The 16698-nt window shown below is 68.6% G+C and carries 21 protein-coding genes and 1 tRNA gene; 8 read left to right on the top strand and 14 right to left on the bottom strand.

All coding sequences use genetic code 11. The features are described 5' to 3' along the window. Positions 1 to 4: 4 nt before the first annotated feature. The 8 genes from AF1_RS07080 to AF1_RS07115 all read right to left on the bottom strand — a co-directional run bounded on the left by AF1_RS07080 (position 5) and on the right by AF1_RS07115 (position 5216). Complete coding sequence (locus AF1_RS07080; protein ID WP_067794199.1) at positions 5 to 310, bottom strand: hypothetical protein; 306 nt, start codon at positions 308 to 310, stop codon at positions 5 to 7. Continuing rightward, positions 310 to 618 carry a hypothetical protein gene (locus AF1_RS07085; RefSeq protein WP_131732674.1) on the bottom strand — a complete coding sequence of 103 codons (309 nt, stop codon included), beginning with the start codon at positions 616 to 618 and terminating at the stop codon, positions 310 to 312. Before AF1_RS07085 ends, AF1_RS07080 begins: the two co-directional genes overlap by 1 nt. Continuing rightward, a complete protein-coding gene (locus tag AF1_RS07090) occupies positions 596 to 1087 on the bottom strand; it encodes a phage terminase small subunit P27 family (RefSeq protein WP_067794201.1) in 492 nt (163 codons plus the stop codon). Before AF1_RS07090 ends, AF1_RS07085 begins: the two co-directional genes overlap by 23 nt. A gap of 788 nt (positions 1088 to 1875) precedes the next feature. Beyond that, positions 1876 to 3363, bottom strand: coding sequence for a DNA primase family protein (locus AF1_RS07095; protein ID WP_067794202.1), 1488 nt, complete (start codon positions 3361 to 3363; stop codon positions 1876 to 1878). Beyond that, positions 3360 to 4079, bottom strand: a complete 720-nt coding sequence (locus AF1_RS07100) for a toprim domain-containing protein (protein ID WP_067794203.1) — start codon at positions 4077 to 4079, stop codon at positions 3360 to 3362. Before AF1_RS07100 ends, AF1_RS07095 begins: the two co-directional genes overlap by 4 nt. Positions 4080 to 4182: 103 nt before the next feature. Beyond that, positions 4183 to 4521, bottom strand: a complete 339-nt coding sequence (locus AF1_RS07105; RefSeq protein ID WP_067794204.1) for a hypothetical protein — start codon at positions 4519 to 4521, stop codon at positions 4183 to 4185. Continuing rightward, entirely contained in the window at positions 4518 to 4721 is a 204-nt protein-coding gene (locus AF1_RS07110; RefSeq protein ID WP_067794205.1) for a helix-turn-helix domain-containing protein, read from the bottom strand. The genes AF1_RS07105 and AF1_RS07110 overlap by 4 nt, the downstream gene beginning before the upstream one ends. 422 nt (positions 4722 to 5143) lie before the next feature. Further along, positions 5144 to 5216, bottom strand: a tRNA-Arg gene (locus AF1_RS07115). A gap of 221 nt (positions 5217 to 5437) precedes the next feature. Between AF1_RS07115 and AF1_RS07120 the strand changes: the two genes are divergently transcribed. Then, positions 5438 to 5791, top strand: coding sequence for a hypothetical protein (locus AF1_RS07120; RefSeq protein WP_131732673.1), 354 nt, complete (start codon positions 5438 to 5440; stop codon positions 5789 to 5791). Between the two features lie 81 nt (positions 5792 to 5872). Then, positions 5873 to 6913: a D-alanyl-D-alanine carboxypeptidase family protein gene (locus AF1_RS07125; RefSeq protein WP_067794207.1), complete on the top strand. Its 1041-nt coding sequence runs from the start codon at positions 5873 to 5875 to the stop codon at positions 6911 to 6913. A gap of 6 nt (positions 6914 to 6919) precedes the next feature. On the opposite strand, the gene AF1_RS07130 is transcribed toward AF1_RS07125, so the two are convergent. The 6 genes from AF1_RS07130 to AF1_RS07155 form a co-directional block, all read right to left on the bottom strand. After that, positions 6920 to 7333 carry an MscL family protein gene (locus tag AF1_RS07130; RefSeq protein WP_067794208.1) on the bottom strand — a complete coding sequence of 138 codons (414 nt, stop codon included), beginning with the start codon at positions 7331 to 7333 and terminating at the stop codon, positions 6920 to 6922. A gap of 315 nt (positions 7334 to 7648) precedes the next feature. Beyond that, positions 7649 to 8416 (bottom strand): SAF domain-containing protein, encoded by a 768-nt coding sequence (locus AF1_RS07135; protein ID WP_067794209.1) that lies wholly within the window; start codon positions 8414 to 8416, stop codon positions 7649 to 7651. After that, on the bottom strand, positions 8413 to 9234 hold the full coding sequence (locus AF1_RS07140; RefSeq protein ID WP_067794210.1) for an S-methyl-5'-thioadenosine phosphorylase: 822 nt from the start codon (positions 9232 to 9234) through the stop codon (positions 8413 to 8415). Before AF1_RS07140 ends, AF1_RS07135 begins: the two co-directional genes overlap by 4 nt. 158 nt (positions 9235 to 9392) lie before the next feature. Beyond that, positions 9393 to 9752: an FmdB family zinc ribbon protein gene (locus AF1_RS07145; protein ID WP_067794211.1), complete on the bottom strand. Its 360-nt coding sequence runs from the start codon at positions 9750 to 9752 to the stop codon at positions 9393 to 9395. A 146-nt stretch (positions 9753 to 9898) separates the two neighbouring features. Beyond that, positions 9899 to 11383, bottom strand: coding sequence for a potassium/proton antiporter (locus tag AF1_RS07150; protein ID WP_067794212.1), 1485 nt, complete (start codon positions 11381 to 11383; stop codon positions 9899 to 9901). Between the two features lie 231 nt (positions 11384 to 11614). Beyond that, complete coding sequence (locus AF1_RS07155) at positions 11615 to 12196, bottom strand: 5-formyltetrahydrofolate cyclo-ligase (RefSeq protein ID WP_084262526.1); 582 nt, start codon at positions 12194 to 12196, stop codon at positions 11615 to 11617. A 32-nt stretch (positions 12197 to 12228) separates the two neighbouring features. On the opposite strand from AF1_RS07155, the gene galU reads away from it, so the two are divergent. From galU to AF1_RS07185, 6 genes are all read left to right on the top strand, one after another. After that, entirely contained in the window at positions 12229 to 13164 is a 936-nt protein-coding gene (gene galU, locus AF1_RS07160) for a UTP--glucose-1-phosphate uridylyltransferase GalU (RefSeq protein WP_067794213.1), read from the top strand. Positions 13165 to 13189: 25 nt separating this feature from the next. After that, the gene (gene glp, locus AF1_RS07165; protein WP_067794214.1) at positions 13190 to 14398 is read left to right on the top strand and encodes a molybdotransferase-like divisome protein Glp; all 1209 of its coding nucleotides are present in this window, start codon (positions 13190 to 13192) and stop codon (positions 14396 to 14398) included. Continuing rightward, positions 14395 to 14862: a cyclic pyranopterin monophosphate synthase MoaC gene (moaC, locus tag AF1_RS07170; RefSeq protein ID WP_067794215.1), complete on the top strand. Its 468-nt coding sequence runs from the start codon at positions 14395 to 14397 to the stop codon at positions 14860 to 14862. Before glp ends, moaC begins: the two co-directional genes overlap by 4 nt. Positions 14863 to 14870: 8 nt before the next feature. Beyond that, on the top strand, positions 14871 to 15338 hold the full coding sequence (locus AF1_RS07175; RefSeq protein ID WP_242608843.1) for a MogA/MoaB family molybdenum cofactor biosynthesis protein: 468 nt from the start codon (positions 14871 to 14873) through the stop codon (positions 15336 to 15338). Between the two features lie 129 nt (positions 15339 to 15467). Beyond that, positions 15468 to 16097 carry a GNAT family N-acetyltransferase gene (locus tag AF1_RS07180; RefSeq protein WP_067794216.1) on the top strand — a complete coding sequence of 210 codons (630 nt, stop codon included), beginning with the start codon at positions 15468 to 15470 and terminating at the stop codon, positions 16095 to 16097. A gap of 215 nt (positions 16098 to 16312) precedes the next feature. Beyond that, positions 16313 to 16698, top strand: a 386-nt coding sequence (locus AF1_RS07185) for a hypothetical protein (protein WP_157419144.1), incomplete at its 3' end; no start/stop codon positions are given.

Raw genomic sequence — 16698 nt, forward strand, 5'->3', positions numbered from 1 at the left:
GAGATTACTCGAAAGTGGCGCGGTCTACTTCATTGCCATTCCGGTACTTCGTCACCTCCAGCCCTCCGTTGTCCAACTGGACCGTGCGTTCCGCCGAATCGTCTCCGGCCGGAAGCGTCCAGAGCGCCGCAGAGCCATCGAGCAGGTAAGCCGGGATACCCGGCTGGCCTTCCGCGCTCCCCACCGTGAGAGGCCACCTGATAGCCGTACGGGCGGTGTAATCGGGAGGGAGGTGACCGGCGACCTTCGCGACGAAGGCGGCTGCGGCCTCTTCGCTGATATCGGCATCGGTGTACTGGTAGACGTTCATCACTCCACCCATTCGAGAGTCCGCTGCGATTCGACGCCATTGCGCCAGACGGAGAATGAGGCTTGACCGGTCTCGCCTTCCTCCGGAAGCCAGTAGTCCGCGAATACGCAATCGTCGTCTTCGTCAAGCCTCAGCGTGATCCCATACCACGCACCCCGGAACCGGTCCGGGCCGGTCCCGATAATGCGCACGTTCGGGTTGGCGAGAACCCACGCGGGAACGTGTCGGGCGACGGCTTCCCGGATCAGGTCAGCTACCGGGGAGGGCAGCAATTCATCCGGCGTCTTACCCGCTGAGGAGGTCTTCATTGCCCGTCCTTTCGGTCGCCTTCTCGATAACACCCGCGCGCTTCCGGGCCTCCGGCGAGAATCCGAGGTGATGTGCGAGCGCGCGGAGTTCCTTCGTGGCCTGCGCGACGGTAATCACCAATGGGTTACGGACGGACCTGTCTTTGTCGGGCTTCGAGCGGCCCCGGACCATCAGGCCCTCTTCGTGGAGTAGGCCGGTGGCCTCCTGGCGAATACCGACCCAGGTGCACCACGCCTCCAATATCTCCCGGTCACTCTCGAAGAAGCGTCCGGCCTGCTCGGCGTAGATGTCGGCTAGCCGATTCCATTCGACCTCAGCAGGGGAGTCCTCCGGGATACCGAGCGAGAGCGAGTCCCAGTCGAGTTCCACCCCGCCTAGGCGCTGCTCGTTGTTCGTGCGCTGATCGGCAATGGCCTCCCCGTTCGCCGATGCGAGGCGCAATTGCTGTGAAGTGCTCCGGTTGCTCATAAGGGATGAGCCTCCTTTCCTGCTAACGGACCGTAGCGGGTTTCTGGATGTGCGGCCTTGTGGGAGACGCAATGCTGCTCATCCCAGCGGTCCTTTTGCTGTGTCGGATCAGATGCGAAGGCCCCTACACCCCATTGAGAGCCGCAACGCTCCGATGTGGTCAAACACCGGTGCCGGCGGACACATCTGCCCTGGTCGGAGCGTTGCGACTCTCCGGCGTATTGGAGTGGCGTTCCTAACGCGGTCCGAATGGGCTGGAGGCGGACCGGTCACCGCCGCTCCATAGCCGATCGTCCCAATGCTGAGCCGCTTCCGCTTCGGCTTCGATCTCCTCCATTCGCTCGGTGCCGAGTGAACCGGGCTTTCCCGTGCGGACTGGTACGCGAACGGTCGGCTTGCGGTCCTCCTCGTTGTCGTCGTACGCGCTCTGAGTTACTGGCCGGGCCTTTGGCGTCGGCTGGTTCTGTCGTGGGTAGTCGGTCACTTTGCTTCTCCTTCTCTCTGCTATCTACCGGGTCCGCGCGGGGAAAGGCCGGGTCTAACCTCCGCCTATCCGGGCTTCTAACCGCCCGGATAGGCGTCCTGACCTGCGGCCTAACCGCCTAACCGGCCTCCCCCGCCCGAAGCTATATATACGTATCTAGGCCGGTCCTCCCTATTGCACTTCGGCCTACCTACTCCTAACCTCCTATCTATACCTCTCTAAGAAGGTGGTTAGGCGGTTAGGAATAGGTCTGACCTGCGGAAACTGCTAACCTCCGGCCGGATAGATCCCGGATAGGAATCGGTTAGGCGAGACGCAGCCACTCCTTCCGAAGCGCCAAGCCGCGCCGGATTTTGTTGTTCTTCCCGTTCTCCCACTTCTGCCCGCGTTCGTATCCGAGGTTGGTCAGCTCCCCGCTGAACTCACCGTGCGTCATCCCCCTGGAGTTCCCGTTCTCACACCACTTTGTGTATGCCTGGAATAGCGGCCCTGTGGCGGCCGCCAGCTCATAGAGGTCCGGCCCGACCTCGCACGCCTCAGCGATAAAGGCTGCGACTTCGGTCATGGTGGCCTCGTACTCCGCGCCAGCGGCTAGAACGCTCTCAGGCCAAGTCTCCCGGCCAAGCCCGTACGCGCAGTACCAATCCCACCCTTCGACCATCCAGGCCAGGAAAGCGGCTAGCGCGTCCGGGTCTTCCGCCATGTCGGAGCCCACCCGGGTCTTTCGCGGAACCGAATGCGAGAAAGGGACGACACAGATCCGGGACGCTAGGGCCTGGTCCGCTCCACGAACGCGCGGCATCGTATTTGTCGCGACCATCGGGAGGAATTGCGGCAGCAGAGTTTCCTGTGCACCAAACTTCCGCTCGAAGCTGATCGGGTCGGAGCCGGTGAACATCTTGATCTGGTCGGCGTGGAGTTCGCGGACCTCCGACAATTCGGAGGCGAGAGCGAATCGGGCGGGAAGGATTGCAGCGACATCCTCGCGCGGGCCAGCATCGAACTTCCCTCGCAGAGAGGACAGATTCATCCCGGAGGCGTAATCACCGAGAGCCGCTCCAATCATGTTCAAGAATGTGGATTTTCCGGAGTTCGGCCCACCGTGGAGAATTACCCACAGGCCATCCGGATTCCCGCCGACCATTCCATATCCGGCAAGGCGCTGGAGGAAGTGCTCCATTTCCTTATCGGGCAGGAATGTCTCCCGGTATCGGTCCCACATCTTCGACTGAGCGCCGTATCGATATGGCGTCCCGGTTCTCCGAGAGATGAAGTCCGTACGGGCGGACGGACCGAACAGCGCGCCTCCCTTCAGTAGGCCCAGAGTCCCGTTCTCCGTCCCGAGCAGCGTCGGGTCCGCATCGAACTTCGACCGGGGCACGGTGCGGCCCTTATCGACCGTCCTAGCCGTTTCCAGCATCGCCCGGATCTTCGCCCGGTTCGTGCAGCTATAGGCGTAGGTCCGGGCCCTCTGGGCCTCCTTCAGGGCGTTCTCATCTCCGGCCTCACGCGCCTTGGAAAGGCGCTTCTCCGCATCTTCGATGAGTTCCTGGACCGCTTCCTTTGCCCAGCGGTCAACAAGCCCGTCCTCATCCTTCCGCCAGCCCTCGTTGTCGTAGATCCGCCATTCCCCGGTCTTCCCGTCCGTCACCCAGAACATTTCCTCGTTGTGCCGGTCGCGGAGGAGTTCGGCGCGGCCCCAGTCACTGGGGAGGTATTCGCTTAGCGGCTTCCGCAGGTTCACCGGATCCGGCTCCGGCCGGTCGTCCATCAGGTCTTCGAGTTCACTCATCGCGCGTCACTCCCCATCCACCGGCGACGACCGGACTTCGCTCGCAGCTCCATATATGCGTCATAGAGCTTCGCCACTTCGAGCGGCCTTTCCTCAACCAGGTCCTTCGCGCCTAGCCCTTTCTCGATGTGGTCGGAAAGGTCGGCTTTCGGGAAGTCCAGTGCTGGACGCGCGAATGTGATTTTGTCGGCTGGCTGACCGGCTGCTAGGAGAGCGCGCGCATTCTGCCAGGCGACGTACGCCCCGACTAGATCCATATCGCGGACTAGGACGATTCGGGAGCGGCTTCCGGCCAGCAACCGGGCCTGCTCGGGAGTGGCTCCGGTTCCGCCCTGGTAATGGGCGACCGCGCACACATTCCAATGGCGCTGCGCGTTGGAGGCGTCTTTCTCGCCTTCGGTGTAATAGATCGTCCGGCCGTGGGCCTTCGCCTTCGTAGCAGTCGGCAGGTTGTAGATAGCCGTCCGCGCGTACGGACCTATCCCGCTTCGCCAGTAGTTCCCGCGCTTGTGCTTGACCTCAAAGGTCTTCGTATCCCGCCCATCTTCGGGCGGCTTCCCCGTCGCCATATCGAGCAGCCGGAAGCGCAGCTTAACGGCCCGGTCTTCCCCGTTCGGCCCCCGGTACGGATATGCGCATTCGAATACGGGGAACAGGTTCGACTCCGCCAGCTTCGCCACCCGGGACTTCGGGAGTTGCGGCTTGTTCTTCGGCATTAGCTAGTATTGCTCCTATCTCCTAATTCCGTCCGGATTGCTCACCGGACTCCTTTCCAGGAGGCCCCGCAGTTGCCCAGACTGCGGGGCCTCTGGTGTTTGCTCAGCAGTCGCAGAGCGGAAATGTCTTGGGATGCTGGAGGGGTTTGCAGCTCCAGCCGAACATCACTTCATCCGGCTCGACCAGGAGAATCCGCCGCCACGGGATGTAGATATGGCGGTGCTTGACGTCTGTCTCGTCTTCTCCGCAGAAGCAGTACCGGAGTTGGAAAAGTCCACTGAAAGATGCGTCCCCGGCGACGGAGGTCTTGAGTTCGATCCCGAAGGTGCTCTGTTCCTGAATATCGCCGAAGAACCACGAGGGAGGGCGGTCCGTTCCCCAGGGCTCCGTAATCACCCTGAGGCCGATTCCCTGGAGGTCGGGCGGAATGAGCTTGCTCATCGCGCGGCCTCCACACGGCACGAGGCCATGTATTCGCTGAGGTCGTCCCGGTGGAACTTCACCGGGCCGGTGATCCCGGACGGCCGGTAGTGGGGGATGGTCTTTTCCTGGACTCGCCGCGTGAGCTGGCGCGGCGTCAGGCCGACGAATTCGGCCGCCTCTTCGATGTTGAACCAGACCTGCGGCTTCGGTGCGCCCATTGCTCCTACTCCCTTTCTCGGGGAGTCGGAGGGGTGCCCTAGAACGCCAAAAAGCCGGTCAGGGACAACCCTCCGACTCCAAGAGTCGATTGGTCGTCACTTGACCGGCTGCTGTCGAGCACCGACTATCTCAATGGCGCTCTTGCGAACCGCTATGCGTCCTCCGGCTTACGCCCGTCATCCTGTGGCGAACGTCCATTGGAACAAGCGAACGGGGCCACTATAACCGATGGCGGGAGTTGGCGCTGGTTGGCGGCAGCAATGATGATCTTGGTCCACTCCCGCCCGTAGCCGTCCGCCGGTCGGCCGGAGCCCTCCGGAGAGCGCCGGAGGCCGGGGGTAACCAAGATCTATCGGCTATGGGAGCGCCGAGAGAGCGCGAAGGCCCAGCCGCCAAGATCGCAACCGGGCCTCTACCTGCGCGCCTCCGGCAGGATTCGAACCTGCGGCACCCGCTTTAGGAGAGCGGTGCTCTATCCCCTGAGCTACGGAGGCATGTCGTCGCTTGCGGCAAGAGCGTAGCGGACGGCACGTACAGGGTAGGGGAAAGGGGGCGGTGGGCGCTTCTTCTTATGGGGCTGGTGGAAGTTCTAGGCCGGGTGGGGCCGGGGTGGGTACGCTTCAGTGCCGTGACCGGACGGCATCGCGGGCAATCAAAGACAAAGGCCGTCGAGGACGGGGTGGACGAAGGTGCGTCCCGGGGTAGACGGGTCGTGGTGATCGTCGGTGCCCTCGCGGTTCCCGTCGTGCTGGCGGGCGCGGTCGTGTTCGGGATGCGGGACGGGCCCGTCCGGGAGCGGCCGGGGTCGGCGCCGGCGCAGAACGCCGCGCCGGCCACGCCGGAGGGCGAGCCGACGTACGGCAGGTACGTGCCGCCCGAGATGGCGCCGCAGGTGGGGACGAAGGCGCCGCCGCAGCCGTCCGTGCCGGTGGTGAGGCCGCGCAGGACGACGACTCCCACGGCGTCGCCGTCCCCGACGCGGCGGACACGGCGGCCGTGCCCGGCGGGCTGGGACGACGTCGGGTGGATGCACCGGTGGTGCGAGCGGCAAGGTGACCATGACGACTGAAGCGGTTACGCGCAGGTCATCGTGGACCTGTAGTAGCGTTCTGCCGCTGTTCCGCATTCGGGCATCTGGAGGAAAACCACCGTGCCGAACCCCCGGTCGGCGGCGCTGATCGCGGTCTTCCTGGTGACGGCGATGCTGTCATCGCACGGCGCCGCGGTCGCGGCGACGAGCCCGGCCGACTCGCTGGAGTCGCTGCGCCGCGAGGCGTCGAAGGCTCGGGACGAGCTGGAGAAGGCCACCGAGCAGATGAAGGGCCGGCAGAAGGACCTCGCCGCCTCGCAGGTGAAGCTGCGCGGCACGCTGAAGGACCTCGCCGTGGCGGAGGCCGAGCTGAACCGGATCCGGGGGCCGCTGGCGAAGCTCGCGAACACCGCCTACCAGCAGAGCGGCGCGGCCGGGTCCATGGCGATCTTCGGGGGCGGCGACCCGGGCCACGCGCTGCGTTCGACGGCGGACGTGACGCTGCTCGCCCAGTCGCAGCAGGCACTGGTGGACCGCGCCGGCGAGCTGCAGGACCGGCGGCGGCGGCTCGCGTCCACCGCGCAGGAGCTGCAGTCGCGCAACGCGGTGGAGCAGACCCGCCTCCAGCAGGAGGTGGACGGGCTGAAGACCAAGTCGGCGCAGCTGACGAAGCAGCTCAACACGATGCTCGACAAGCTCGCGGTGACCCGCCAGAAGCGGCTGGAACTCGGCTGCGACAAGAGCCTCGCCGCGGACGCGAAGAAGTTCCCCAACGGGCTGATCCCGGCGAAGTACCTGTGCCCGCTGCCGCAGAAGGGCGGGCACAGGCTGCGGGCGGACGCGGCGCTCGCGTTCTACAAGCTGAACGCCGCCTACAAGCGCCAGTTCGGCCGGGACATGTGCGTGACGGACGCGTACCGGAGCCTGTCCGAGCAGCATGCCGTGTACGCCCGGCGGCCGGGGTTCGCGGCCGTTCCCGGGACGAGCAACCACGGCAAGGGCCAGGCACTCGACCTGTGCGGCGGTATCCAGAGTTCGGGGTCGGTCCAGTTCAACTGGATGGAGGCCCACGCCGGGACGTACGGATGGATTCATCCGGCGTGGGCCTACAGCAACCCGTTCGAGCCCTGGCACTGGGAGTACGGGACCGAGAACGGGTGAGGGGGCCTAATAGGGGGTCTCGGTCGCGGGGACGACCTCCGACGTGCAGTAGCGGCAGCGGCTGGCCTTCAGCGGGATATCGCTGAGGCACTGCGGGCATTCGCGCTCGGTGGCCTCCTTGCCGCGGTCCATCCGCTCGATCAGCTTGGTGGTCGGCAGGACGACCAGGAAGTAGACGATCGCCGCCGTGATGAGGAACGTGATCGCGGACGTCAGGAAGATCCCGTACGGGAACGTGGTGCCGTCGATCTTGACGGCGAGCCGTGTGTAGTCGGGTTTGCCGCCGATGAGCGCGATCAGCGGGGTGATGAACGAGTTCGCGAAGTCCTTCACCAGGCCCGCGAACGCGGCCCCGACGACGAACGCGACCGCCAGCTCGACCAGGTTTCCGCGGAACAGGAACTTCTTGAATCCGCTCATGGGGGCTCCAGGGGATGTCGGGGGTGCGGCCCCCTGGCTGAGGGGGCGCCGGAACGGCAACGGATCGTAGTGATCCCTCCCTGTTCCGCCAAGTCGGCCATGCTCCACGACCTGCGGCTTCCTTTTCGCCCGCTGCGATTGCCGGTGGTCTCCGGCTCCTTCCCGGCGGCCGGCTCAAGTCCCGGGAGTGTCGGTGCCGGACACAGCGCCGTCCCTCGACCGCCTGTGGCTTTCGCGACGCCGGCCGGTCGGCGTCGCGAGCGGGCGCCGGTGCCCGGTTCGCGTGCCGGGCCCCCACGGTGGCGTGGGCGTCCTCTAGGGGCCGGTGATCGTCAGGGACAGGTGGGGGCCGGCTGCGGCCAGGGCCAGCGCCTGGGGTCTGTCGGTCGCCAGAACGATCAGTGCGCCGTCTTGCGCGGTGTCTTCGGGTTTCGGCGGGATCGCCACGATCGGGACGTCGGACGCCACGACGCGGGCGTCGTTCCAGTTCGGCTCTGTGGCGGCTCGTGTCTTCGTTGTGAAGGGACGCCACGCCGGCGGTCGGCCCAGGGCGGGCTGGACCTGACGAGGTCTGGGCGATGATTCTTGGGCGTTGCCGGGAGCGTCCGCAGCACCCTGGAACGGACGGTCGCCGGTCGGGCCGCGGGCTTCTTCGGGGGGCTCGGGTTCGCCGGTGGGAGTCGTGAGGACGTCTATGCGGTCGCCCGGATGGAGCAGCCGGACGGCGTCGGGGTCGGCTATGCGGACCGGGGTGGCCACCTTGCCGGGGCCGTAGCCGCGGAGTAGGGCGTCGCCTATCACGCGGACGTCGGTCAGAGGTTCGCCTTGGCGCATGGGGCCCGCGATGACGCGGCCCACGGCGCCCGTGCGGAGCGCGCCGGCCGGGACGGAGGCGGGCGGCAGGGCCACGGGACGCAGATCGGAGGGGCCGAGGGCCGTCCCCGCGGGGAGGTCGCGGGCGGCGGCGAGGACGCGGGCGGACGGGGGCGCTCCCGGCCGGAGCGCGAGCAGGGCGAGGCCGGCGGCGGCCGCGGCGAACAGGGCCGCCAGCGGCCGCCGCAGGCGGGTTAACCGGGTGTTCACGGCAGTTCCAGGGGGAGCTTCATGCCGTCCAGGACGTTCGGGCAGGGGCAGGTGCGCTCGGTGGGCAGCGCCTTGACCACGTCGGTGACCAGGGCGCGCAGGCGGCCGATGTTCTGGCCGAAGACCCGGAGGACCTCCTCCATCGTGACGCCGTCGCCCTCCTCGATGCCCGCGTCCAGGTCGGTGACGAGGCAGAGGGAGGTGTAGCAGAGCGCGAGTTCGCGGGCGAGGACGGCCTCCGGGTGGCCGGTCATGCCGATCAGCGTCCAGCCCTGGGAGGCGAACCACCGGGACTCGGCGCGGGTGGAGAAGCGCGGGCCCTCGATGACGACGAGCGTGCCGCGGTCGACGGGCTCCCAGGCGGAGGCGCGGGCGGATTCGATGGCGGTGCGGCGGCCGGTGGGGCAGTACGGGTCGGCGAACGACACGTGGATCGCGGCGCCCTCGCCGTAGAAGGTCTGGGCGCGTCCGGACGTCCGGTCGGCGAGCTGGTCGGGGACGGCGAGCGTGCCGGGCCCGTAGCCGGGGGTCAGCGAGCCGACCGCGCACGGCCCCAGTACCTGCCGGACGCCGAGGGAGCGCAGCGCCCACAGGTTGGCCCGGTACGGGATCCGGTGCGGCGGGAACCGGTGGTCGCGGCCGTGCCGGGGGACGAACGCGACGCGGCGCCCGGCCAGCTCGCCGACCGCGATGGGGTCGCTCGGCGGGCCGTAGGGGGTGTCGACCTGGACTTCCTCGATGTCGTCGAGGAACGAGTAGAAGCCGGAGCCGCCGATGACCCCGATCTCGGCGGCGGGCTGGGAACCGGAAGTGGCCATGGCGCCGACACTAGCCATCCCGCGCCGGTCCCCGGCAGGGCGTTCGCCGATTGTGGATAACCGGGAAGGGGGCCGGCCGCGGCCGGCGTCCGGGCATGGCGAAAGCCGGGGGATCCGCGCTCGGATCCCCCGGTGCGGCGTAGGGGAGACCTAGAAGGTCAGGCGACCTTTTCGGACGAAGAGCCGGCCTTGCTGGACGACGAGGAGTCGCCGCCAGACGAAGACGAGGACGCCCCGGAGGTGGCGGAGTCGCCGCCAGAGGAGCCGTCGGCCGAACCGTTGGCTGAGCCGCCGGACGAGCCATTGGACGAGGAGCCCACGGTCGAGGACGACTTGCCGGAGCCGCGGCTGTCGGTGCGGTAGAAACCCGACCCCTTGAAGATGATCCCCGCCGCGGAGAAGACCTTGCGGAGCCTGCCGCTGCACGCCGGGCATTCGGTCAGCGCGTCGTCGCTGAACTTCTGCACGACCTCCAGAGGCTCGCCGCACTCGGTGCAAACGTACTGATACGTCGGCACGGTTCCTCCTAGCTGACTCAGCCCGGCGGAGTCCGGACTGGCACTCACTATGAACGACTGCTAATGGTACCCATGCGTGGAACACTATTCGCCCCCGACCTGTTCCCTGACCGGTCAGGGAAACGTCCGGCCAGGGGAGCGGCCGGTCAGGCGCCCGTCTCGCCGAACCAGCCCGCCAGCCGTCCTTTGCGGCTGACCGCGCGCAGACGGCGTTCGGTGATCCCGCGCACGGCGTCGGTGGTCACGACCAAGAGCGTGTCACCGGCCTGCAAAGGCGTGGTGGGCTCGGGGACGAAGCTCGCCCCGTCCCGCACGACGAGGGTGATGGACGCGCCGGGCGGCAGCCGCAGTTCGAAGATCTCCACGCCGCTCAGCATCGAGTCGGGCGGGATGCGGACCTCCAGAAGGTCGGCGTGCAACTCCTCCAGCGGCGCCGCCTCCACGTCCAGTTCGCGGGTCTGCTCGTCGCTCTCCAGCCGGCACCAGCGCGCGACCAGTGGCAGCGTGGGCCCCTGGAGGAGGGTGAACATGACGACGATGTTGAAGACGATCGCGAACAGCCGTCCGGCGCTCGGGACATCGGCGACCATGGGGATGGTGGCGAGGACGATCGGCACGGCGCCGCGCAGCCCGGCCCAGGACGTGAAGATCTTCTCGCCCCACGACAGCCCGAACCCGATCGTGGACAGCCCGACCGATACCGGACGGGCGATGAGCAGCAGCACGAACCCGACGATGAGCGCGGGCAGGATCTGGCCGGGGAGGTCACCGGGGTCGGCCAGCAGGCCGAGCATCACGAACAATCCGATCTGGGCGAGCCAGCCGACGCCTTCCGCGAAGCCGCGGGTGGCGGGACGGTGCGGAAGCCGCGAGTTCCCGAGGACGAGCCCGCTCACGTAGACGGCGAGGAACCCGCTCCCATGCAGCAGTGAGGCAGCGCCATAAGCGCCGATGGACAGCGACAACACCGCGATGGGGTAGAGGCCGGAAGCCGGCAATGCGACACGCCGCAGTGCTTGTGCGCCGAGCCAGGCGATCGCGATACCGATGACGGCGCCGGCGGCCAGTTCGTACACCATCACGCCGAGCAGTTCGACCAGGTTGGGGGCGGTCGTATGGGCGCTGAGCGTGACGACGATGATGACGACGGGAGCGTCGTTGAAGCCGGACTCGGCCTCCAGCAGGCCCATCAGCCGGGAGGGCAGCGGCAGCCGCCGCAGCACCGAGAACACGGCCGCCGCGTCGGTCGGCGCGAGCACCGCGGCGAGCAGGAACGCGGGTCGCCAGTCCATCCCCACCAGCCACATGGCGGCGAGGGCGACCACGACGATGCTGAGCAGGGTGCCGAGGGTGGACACGCTGAGCGCGGCGGGCACCGAGGGCCGCATGCGCCGCCAGTCGGTGGTGATGCCGCCCTCCGCGAGGATCAGGACGAGGGCGGCGAGGCCGAGCGTCTCGGCCAGTTCGGCGTTGTCGAAGCGAATGTGGAGAAGGCCGGACTCGCCGATGAGGAGGCCGAGGCCCAGGTACGCCAGCAGCGTCGGCAGACCGGCCTGGTGGGACAGCCGCACCGCGATGATCGCGCAGAGTACGAGCGTGGCCCCGAGGAGTAGCCAGATGTCGAGGTGCACATCCCGCCCTTCGAGGTCGTCAAACTTGATCGTTTAGGAATCCTACAGATTCAGCGGCCGATCGCGCATTTCCAGTTGATGGACGGCCTGCCGGGAAGACCGATTACCGCCGCTTGACCTGCGGATTTACCCCGTTGACGATGTTCTGCACGTCCCGTCCCCGGATGGCCGCGCTGACGTTGTCGCGACCCACCGCGACCAGGTTCGGCCGTGCCCGGACGGCCCCGCCGGTCAGCCGAGCCGGACCAGCCCCCGGGACGGCGTCACCACCGCCCTGACCCGCTGGTCGTGCGGCTCCGCCGGCAGGATCTCCACCAGTTCGTCGTCGTACAGCAGCGCGACCGTCAGGATCGCCGGCCCGACCCGCGCGAGTGCCCGGTCGTAGGAGCCGCCGCCGCGGCCGAGGCGCACGCCCGTCCGGTCGACGGCGACGGCCGGGGTCAGCACGACGTCCGCGCTGGCCACGGCGCCCGGACCGCGCGGCGGCTCGGACGGCTCCAGGCAGCCGCGCGGCCCCGGGACGAGCGAGTCGGGCCCCTCGTAGGACGCCCAGTCGAGATCGCCGTCCGGCAGCAGGCGGGGGAGCAGCACATACGCCCCGCGCTTCCACAGCGCGAACAGCAGGCCCCGCGTGTCCGGCTCATCGCCGATCGAGACGTAGGCCGCGATCGTCCCCGCCATCTCCACCTCCGGGACCTCCAGCAGCGCGTCGCGGATCGGCCGTCCCGCCGCGGCCCGGATCTCGGGCGGCATCGCCGCACGTCTGCCGAGCAGTTCCGCCCGGAGATCGGTCTTCGAAACGATGTCGTGCACGCTGTCGTCCTCACGATGGCTAGGGTCGGTACATGGCCGACATTGCACCTGTACTCAAGGCGGTCGTCCCGGCGGCCGGTCTCGGTACCCGATTCTTGCCCGCCACCAAGGCGACCCCCAAGGAAATGCTGCCCGTCGTCGACAAACCGGCGATCCAGTACGTCGTCGAGGAGGCGGTCGACGCCGGCCTCAGCGACGTCCTGATGGTCACCGGCCGCAGCAAACGGTCCATCGAGGACCATTTCGACCGAGCCTACGAGCTTGAGGAGGCGCTGCGCGCGAAGGGCGACGAGGAGCGGCTGAACGCCGTGCACGAGTCCAGCGACCTCGCGATCATGCACTACGTCCGGCAGGGCGAGCCGCGCGGGCTCGGGCACGCCGTGCACTGCGCCCGCCAGCACGTCGGCAACGAGCCGTTCGCGGTGCTGCTCGGCGACGACATGATCGACGCGCGCGACAAGCTGCTGCGCCGCATGATCGAGGTGCGCGACCAGTACGGCGGCAGTGTGATCGCGCTGATGGAGGTCGAGCCCGACCAGGTCTCCGCCTACGGGTGCGCGGCCATCGAGGCGACGGACGAGGAGGACGTCGTCCGCATCTCCGACCTCGTCGAGAAGCCCGCCGTCGAGGAGGCGCCGAGCAACTGGATCATCATCGGCCGCTACGTCTGCGACCCCGCCGTGTTCGACGTCCTGGAGAAGACCCCGCCCGGACGCGGCGGCGAGATCCAGCTGACCGACGCGCTGCGCACCCTCGCCGACATGCCCGCCGACCAGGGCGGAGGCGTCTACGGCGTCAAGTTCCGGGGCCGCCGCTACGACACCGGCAACAAGCTGGAGTACCTGCGGACGGTCGTCCAGTTCGCCGCGGAACGTCCCGACCTGGCGCCGGAGTTCATCCCGTGGCTGCGCGAATTCGTCCGGAAGCAGGACGGCTCCGGCGGCGCGGGCGGTCCCGGGACCGCCTGACAGCGGCCAGACTGGGAACGTGGTCATGAGAACGGTCGATGAGCATCTGACGGAGATCCTCGGCAGCGTGAAGGTGCTGCCGCCGCACGAGCTGGCGCTGCTGGAGGCGCAGGGCACGGTGCTCGCCGAGCCCGTGTCCGCGCCGGTGCCCGTGCCGCCGTTCGACAACTCCGCGATGGACGGCTACGCCGTCGTCGCGGCGGACATCGCGGCGGCGACCGACGCGGCCCCGGTCGCGCTGCCCGTCGTCGGGGACATCGTCGCGGGCGACTCCGGCCTGCCGGCGATCCGGCCCGGCCTGACCGCGCGGATCATGACGGGCGCGCCGCTGCCCGCCGGTGCCGACGCGGTCATCCCGGTCGAGTGGACGGACGGCGGAAGCGCCACCGTCCAGGTCTTCCGTGCCGCACCCCCGGGCAACTACATCCGGCGCGCCGGCGAGGACGTCCGCGCAGGCCAGATCGTCGCGGACGCGGGCACGCGGCTCACCGCGCCCCAGCTCGGGATGATCGCGGCGGTGGGGCGGGCCCGGGTGACGGTACGCCCGAAGCCCCGCGTCGTGGTCGTGGCCACAGGCGACGAACTGCGCGAGCCCGGAACTTCTCTGGCGCCGGGTCAGATCTGGGAGTCGAACTCGTTCATGCTCACCGCCGCCGTGATCGAGGCAGGCGGAGTGGGCATCCGGCAGGCCACGGTCGAGGACGAGCCCGGCAAGGTCCTGGAAATGTTCCAGGACCAGCTCGTCCGGGCCGACGCCATCGTCACCACCGGCGGCGTGTCCATGGGCACCAGGGACGTCGTCAAGGAGGTACTGACCGGCACCGGGACGGTGGGCTTCCACAAGGTGCGGATGCGTCCCGGTAAGCCGCAGGGGTTCGGCCTCCTTGACGGCACGCCCGTGTTCACGCTCCCTGGCAACCCTGTAAGCGCATACGTGTCGTTCCAGGTCTTCGTGCGTCCCGCGCTGCTCGCCATGCAGGGGCTGGCGCCGGACCCCCTGCAGACCGTGAGCGCAGTACTCGCCGAGGACGTCCAGTCGCCCGCGGGGCTCCGGCACTATCTGCGGGGCAGGCTGTCGTTCAGCCACGGGTCCTACACCGTCACGGCGGCCGAGGTGCAGGGCTCGCACCAGCTCGGCTCGCTCTCGTCCGCGAACGCGCTCATCGAGCTTCCGGAGGATGTCGAGGTCATGCCGGCCGGTTCCCACGTCAAGGTCATGAGGTTGCCGTCATGACGGAGTTCACCCACCTGGACGACGCGGGAGCGGCCCGCATGGTCGACGTGTCGGCGAAGGACGTCTCGGCCCGGACCGCGACGGCGACGGGCTTCGTCCGCCTGTCGGCCGAGTGCGTCGCCCTACTGCGCGCCGGTGACATCCCCAAGGGCGACGCCCTGTCCGTGGCCCGCATCGCCGGGATCATGGGGGCCAAACGCGTTCCCGACCTCGTCCCCCTGTGCCACCCCATCGCACTGCACGGTGTCACCGTCGACCTGGACGTCCGGGACGACGGCGTCGCGATCAAGGCCGTGACCAGGACCGCCGACCGCACCGGCGTCGAGATGGAGGCGCTCACCTCCGTCAGCGTCGCCGCGCTCGCGCTCGTCGACATGGTGAAGGCCGTCGACCCCGCCGCCGTGATCACCGACGTGCGGGTCGAGGAGAAGACCGGCGGCAAGACGGGAGTGTGGCGGCGATGATCAGGGCGATGGCGGTCACGGTCTCGAACCGGGCGGCGGCGGGCGTCTACGCGGACAAGTCGGGACCGGTGCTGGTCGAGATGCTGGAGGACCTCGGCTGCCAGGTGGACGGCCCGGTGGTCATCCCCGACGGCGAGCCGGTCGCCGAGGTGCTGCGGGACGCGGTCGGCACCGGCTATGACGTCGTGGTGACGTCCGGCGGGACGGGCCTCACCCCGACCGACCAGACCCCCGAGATGACCCGGCGAGTGATCGAATGGGAGATACCGGGCATCGCGGAGGCGATCCGGCTGGAGGGCCGCGAGAAGGTGCCCGCCGCGATCCTCTCCCGCGGCCTCGCCGGCGTCGCGGGCCGCACGCTCATCGTCAACCTGCCCGGCTCGACCGGCGGCGTCCGCGACGGCATGACCGTCCTGGGCCGCGTCCTGGCCCACGCGGTGGACCAGTTGGGAGGCGGCGACCACCCCCGCCCCTGACACCCCGAAGAGCGGGCGACGCGTCCGAGGGACCGAACACGGGCGCCAAGTGCGACGAACGTCCCGCGTGCCCGGATTCTCGGAGAGAATTGATGGCGTTCGGACGTCCGACCAGGGAATCATGGAACCGTGGAACGTTTACGGGGATGGCCGGTCACCCTGACCGAAGGCCTTGTAGGACTGCGCCCGCTGCGGCACCGCGACGCCGCCGCGTGGCGTGAGCTGCGGGTGCGCAACGCCGACTGGCTCCGCCCCTGGGAGCCCACCAACCCCGAGACGCCGCTGTTCCGCAGCGGCCTCGGACCTTACCTCAGCATGGTCCACACCATGCGCCGCGAGGCCCGGCAGGGTCTCGCGCTGCCCTGGGTCGTCACGTACGAGGGGGAATTCGTCGGCCAGCTCACCATAGGCGCGGTCGTCTGGGGTTCCGCCCGGTCCGCGCAGATCGGCTACTGGGTCGACAAGGGGATCGCCGGGCGCGGTGTCATTCCGACCGCCGTCGCGCTCGCCGTCGACCACTGTTTCTTCACCGTCGGCCTCCACCGGTTGGAGGCGAATATCCGTCCGGAGAACGCCGCAAGCCGCCGCGTCGTCGAAAAGCTCGGATTCCGGGAAGAGGGAATTCGGCGCCGCCACCTGCACATCGACGGTGCCTGGCGCGACCACATCTGCTACGCCCTCACCGTCGAGGACGTGCCCGGTGGCCTGCGCGCACGCTGGCTCGCCCGGCGCAAACAGGCATTTCCCCGCCGCGCATGAACCGCCCATGACTTTCCCGCCGTAAGAAACCTCCGAACGAGAAGGCCCGGCAAACGGAGAGTAACGGCGCGATCGATTTCGCGACACACCGTCCCTCATGCTCGTCAACCTCTGACAGCCCCTCGTACCGTGCGGGGCGTGGCCCTGCTCCCAACGCACGTTCGCGCGCCGAAAGTCGGTCCGCTTCTTGAGCGTGCCCCGGGATGGTGGGGCCGGTGAGCAGCACCGTCCTGTATCTCGCCATTGTCGCAGTCTGGGCGATCGTTCTCGTACCCATGTGGCTGCGCCGCGACACTGAGACGACCGGAATCTCCCGGATCCTCCACAAGCGTCCCGAAGACGATGAGGAGGAGGAAACACCGGCCGAGGACGTCCCGCCGCCGCATCGCCGGGTCAGCCGCGCCACCATCATCGCCCGGCGCCGCCGCCGCACCACGGGCCTCACCCTGCTCGTCCTCACCGCCGTCGCCGTCGTCGCGTCCGGCGTCGCGCCCTGGTGGGCCACGCTGCCCCCGGCCGCCCTCCTGGCCGGCCACCTGGCGCTCCTCCGCGTCGCCGTCGGCATGGACGCCGCCCGCCGCCGCGCCGCCGCCCAGGCCCG

Source organism: Actinomadura formosensis NBRC 14204 (assembly GCF_001552155.1).
GTDB lineage: Bacteria > Actinomycetota > Actinomycetes > Streptosporangiales > Streptosporangiaceae > Spirillospora > Spirillospora formosensis.

What these genes read in the sequence shown, in the direction of transcription:
- galU (WP_067794213.1), top strand. Translation starts at nt 12,229, where the DNA reads ATGGCCGACATTGCACCTGTACTCAAGGCGGTCGTCCCGGCGGCCGGT.
- AF1_RS07105 (WP_067794204.1), bottom strand. Translation starts at nt 4,521, where the DNA reads ATGAGCAAGCTCATTCCGCCCGACCTCCAGGGAATCGGCCTCAGGGTG.
- AF1_RS07110 (WP_067794205.1), bottom strand. Translation starts at nt 4,721, where the DNA reads ATGGGCGCACCGAAGCCGCAGGTCTGGTTCAACATCGAAGAGGCGGCC.
- moaC (WP_067794215.1), top strand. Translation starts at nt 14,395, where the DNA reads ATGACGGAGTTCACCCACCTGGACGACGCGGGAGCGGCCCGCATGGTC.
- glp (WP_067794214.1), top strand. Translation starts at nt 13,190, where the DNA reads ATGAGAACGGTCGATGAGCATCTGACGGAGATCCTCGGCAGCGTGAAG.
- AF1_RS07090 (WP_067794201.1), bottom strand. Translation starts at nt 1,087, where the DNA reads ATGAGCAACCGGAGCACTTCACAGCAATTGCGCCTCGCATCGGCGAAC.
- AF1_RS07095 (WP_067794202.1), bottom strand. Translation starts at nt 3,363, where the DNA reads ATGAGTGAACTCGAAGACCTGATGGACGACCGGCCGGAGCCGGATCCG.
- AF1_RS07140 (WP_067794210.1), bottom strand. Translation starts at nt 9,234, where the DNA reads ATGGCCACTTCCGGTTCCCAGCCCGCCGCCGAGATCGGGGTCATCGGC.
- AF1_RS07175 (WP_242608843.1), top strand. Translation starts at nt 14,871, where the DNA reads ATGGCGGTCACGGTCTCGAACCGGGCGGCGGCGGGCGTCTACGCGGAC.
- AF1_RS07100 (WP_067794203.1), bottom strand. Translation starts at nt 4,079, where the DNA reads ATGCCGAAGAACAAGCCGCAACTCCCGAAGTCCCGGGTGGCGAAGCTG.
- AF1_RS07080 (WP_067794199.1), bottom strand. Translation starts at nt 310, where the DNA reads ATGAACGTCTACCAGTACACCGATGCCGATATCAGCGAAGAGGCCGCA.
- AF1_RS07130 (WP_067794208.1), bottom strand. Translation starts at nt 7,333, where the DNA reads ATGAGCGGATTCAAGAAGTTCCTGTTCCGCGGAAACCTGGTCGAGCTG.
- AF1_RS07085 (WP_131732674.1), bottom strand. Translation starts at nt 618, where the DNA reads ATGAAGACCTCCTCAGCGGGTAAGACGCCGGATGAATTGCTGCCCTCC.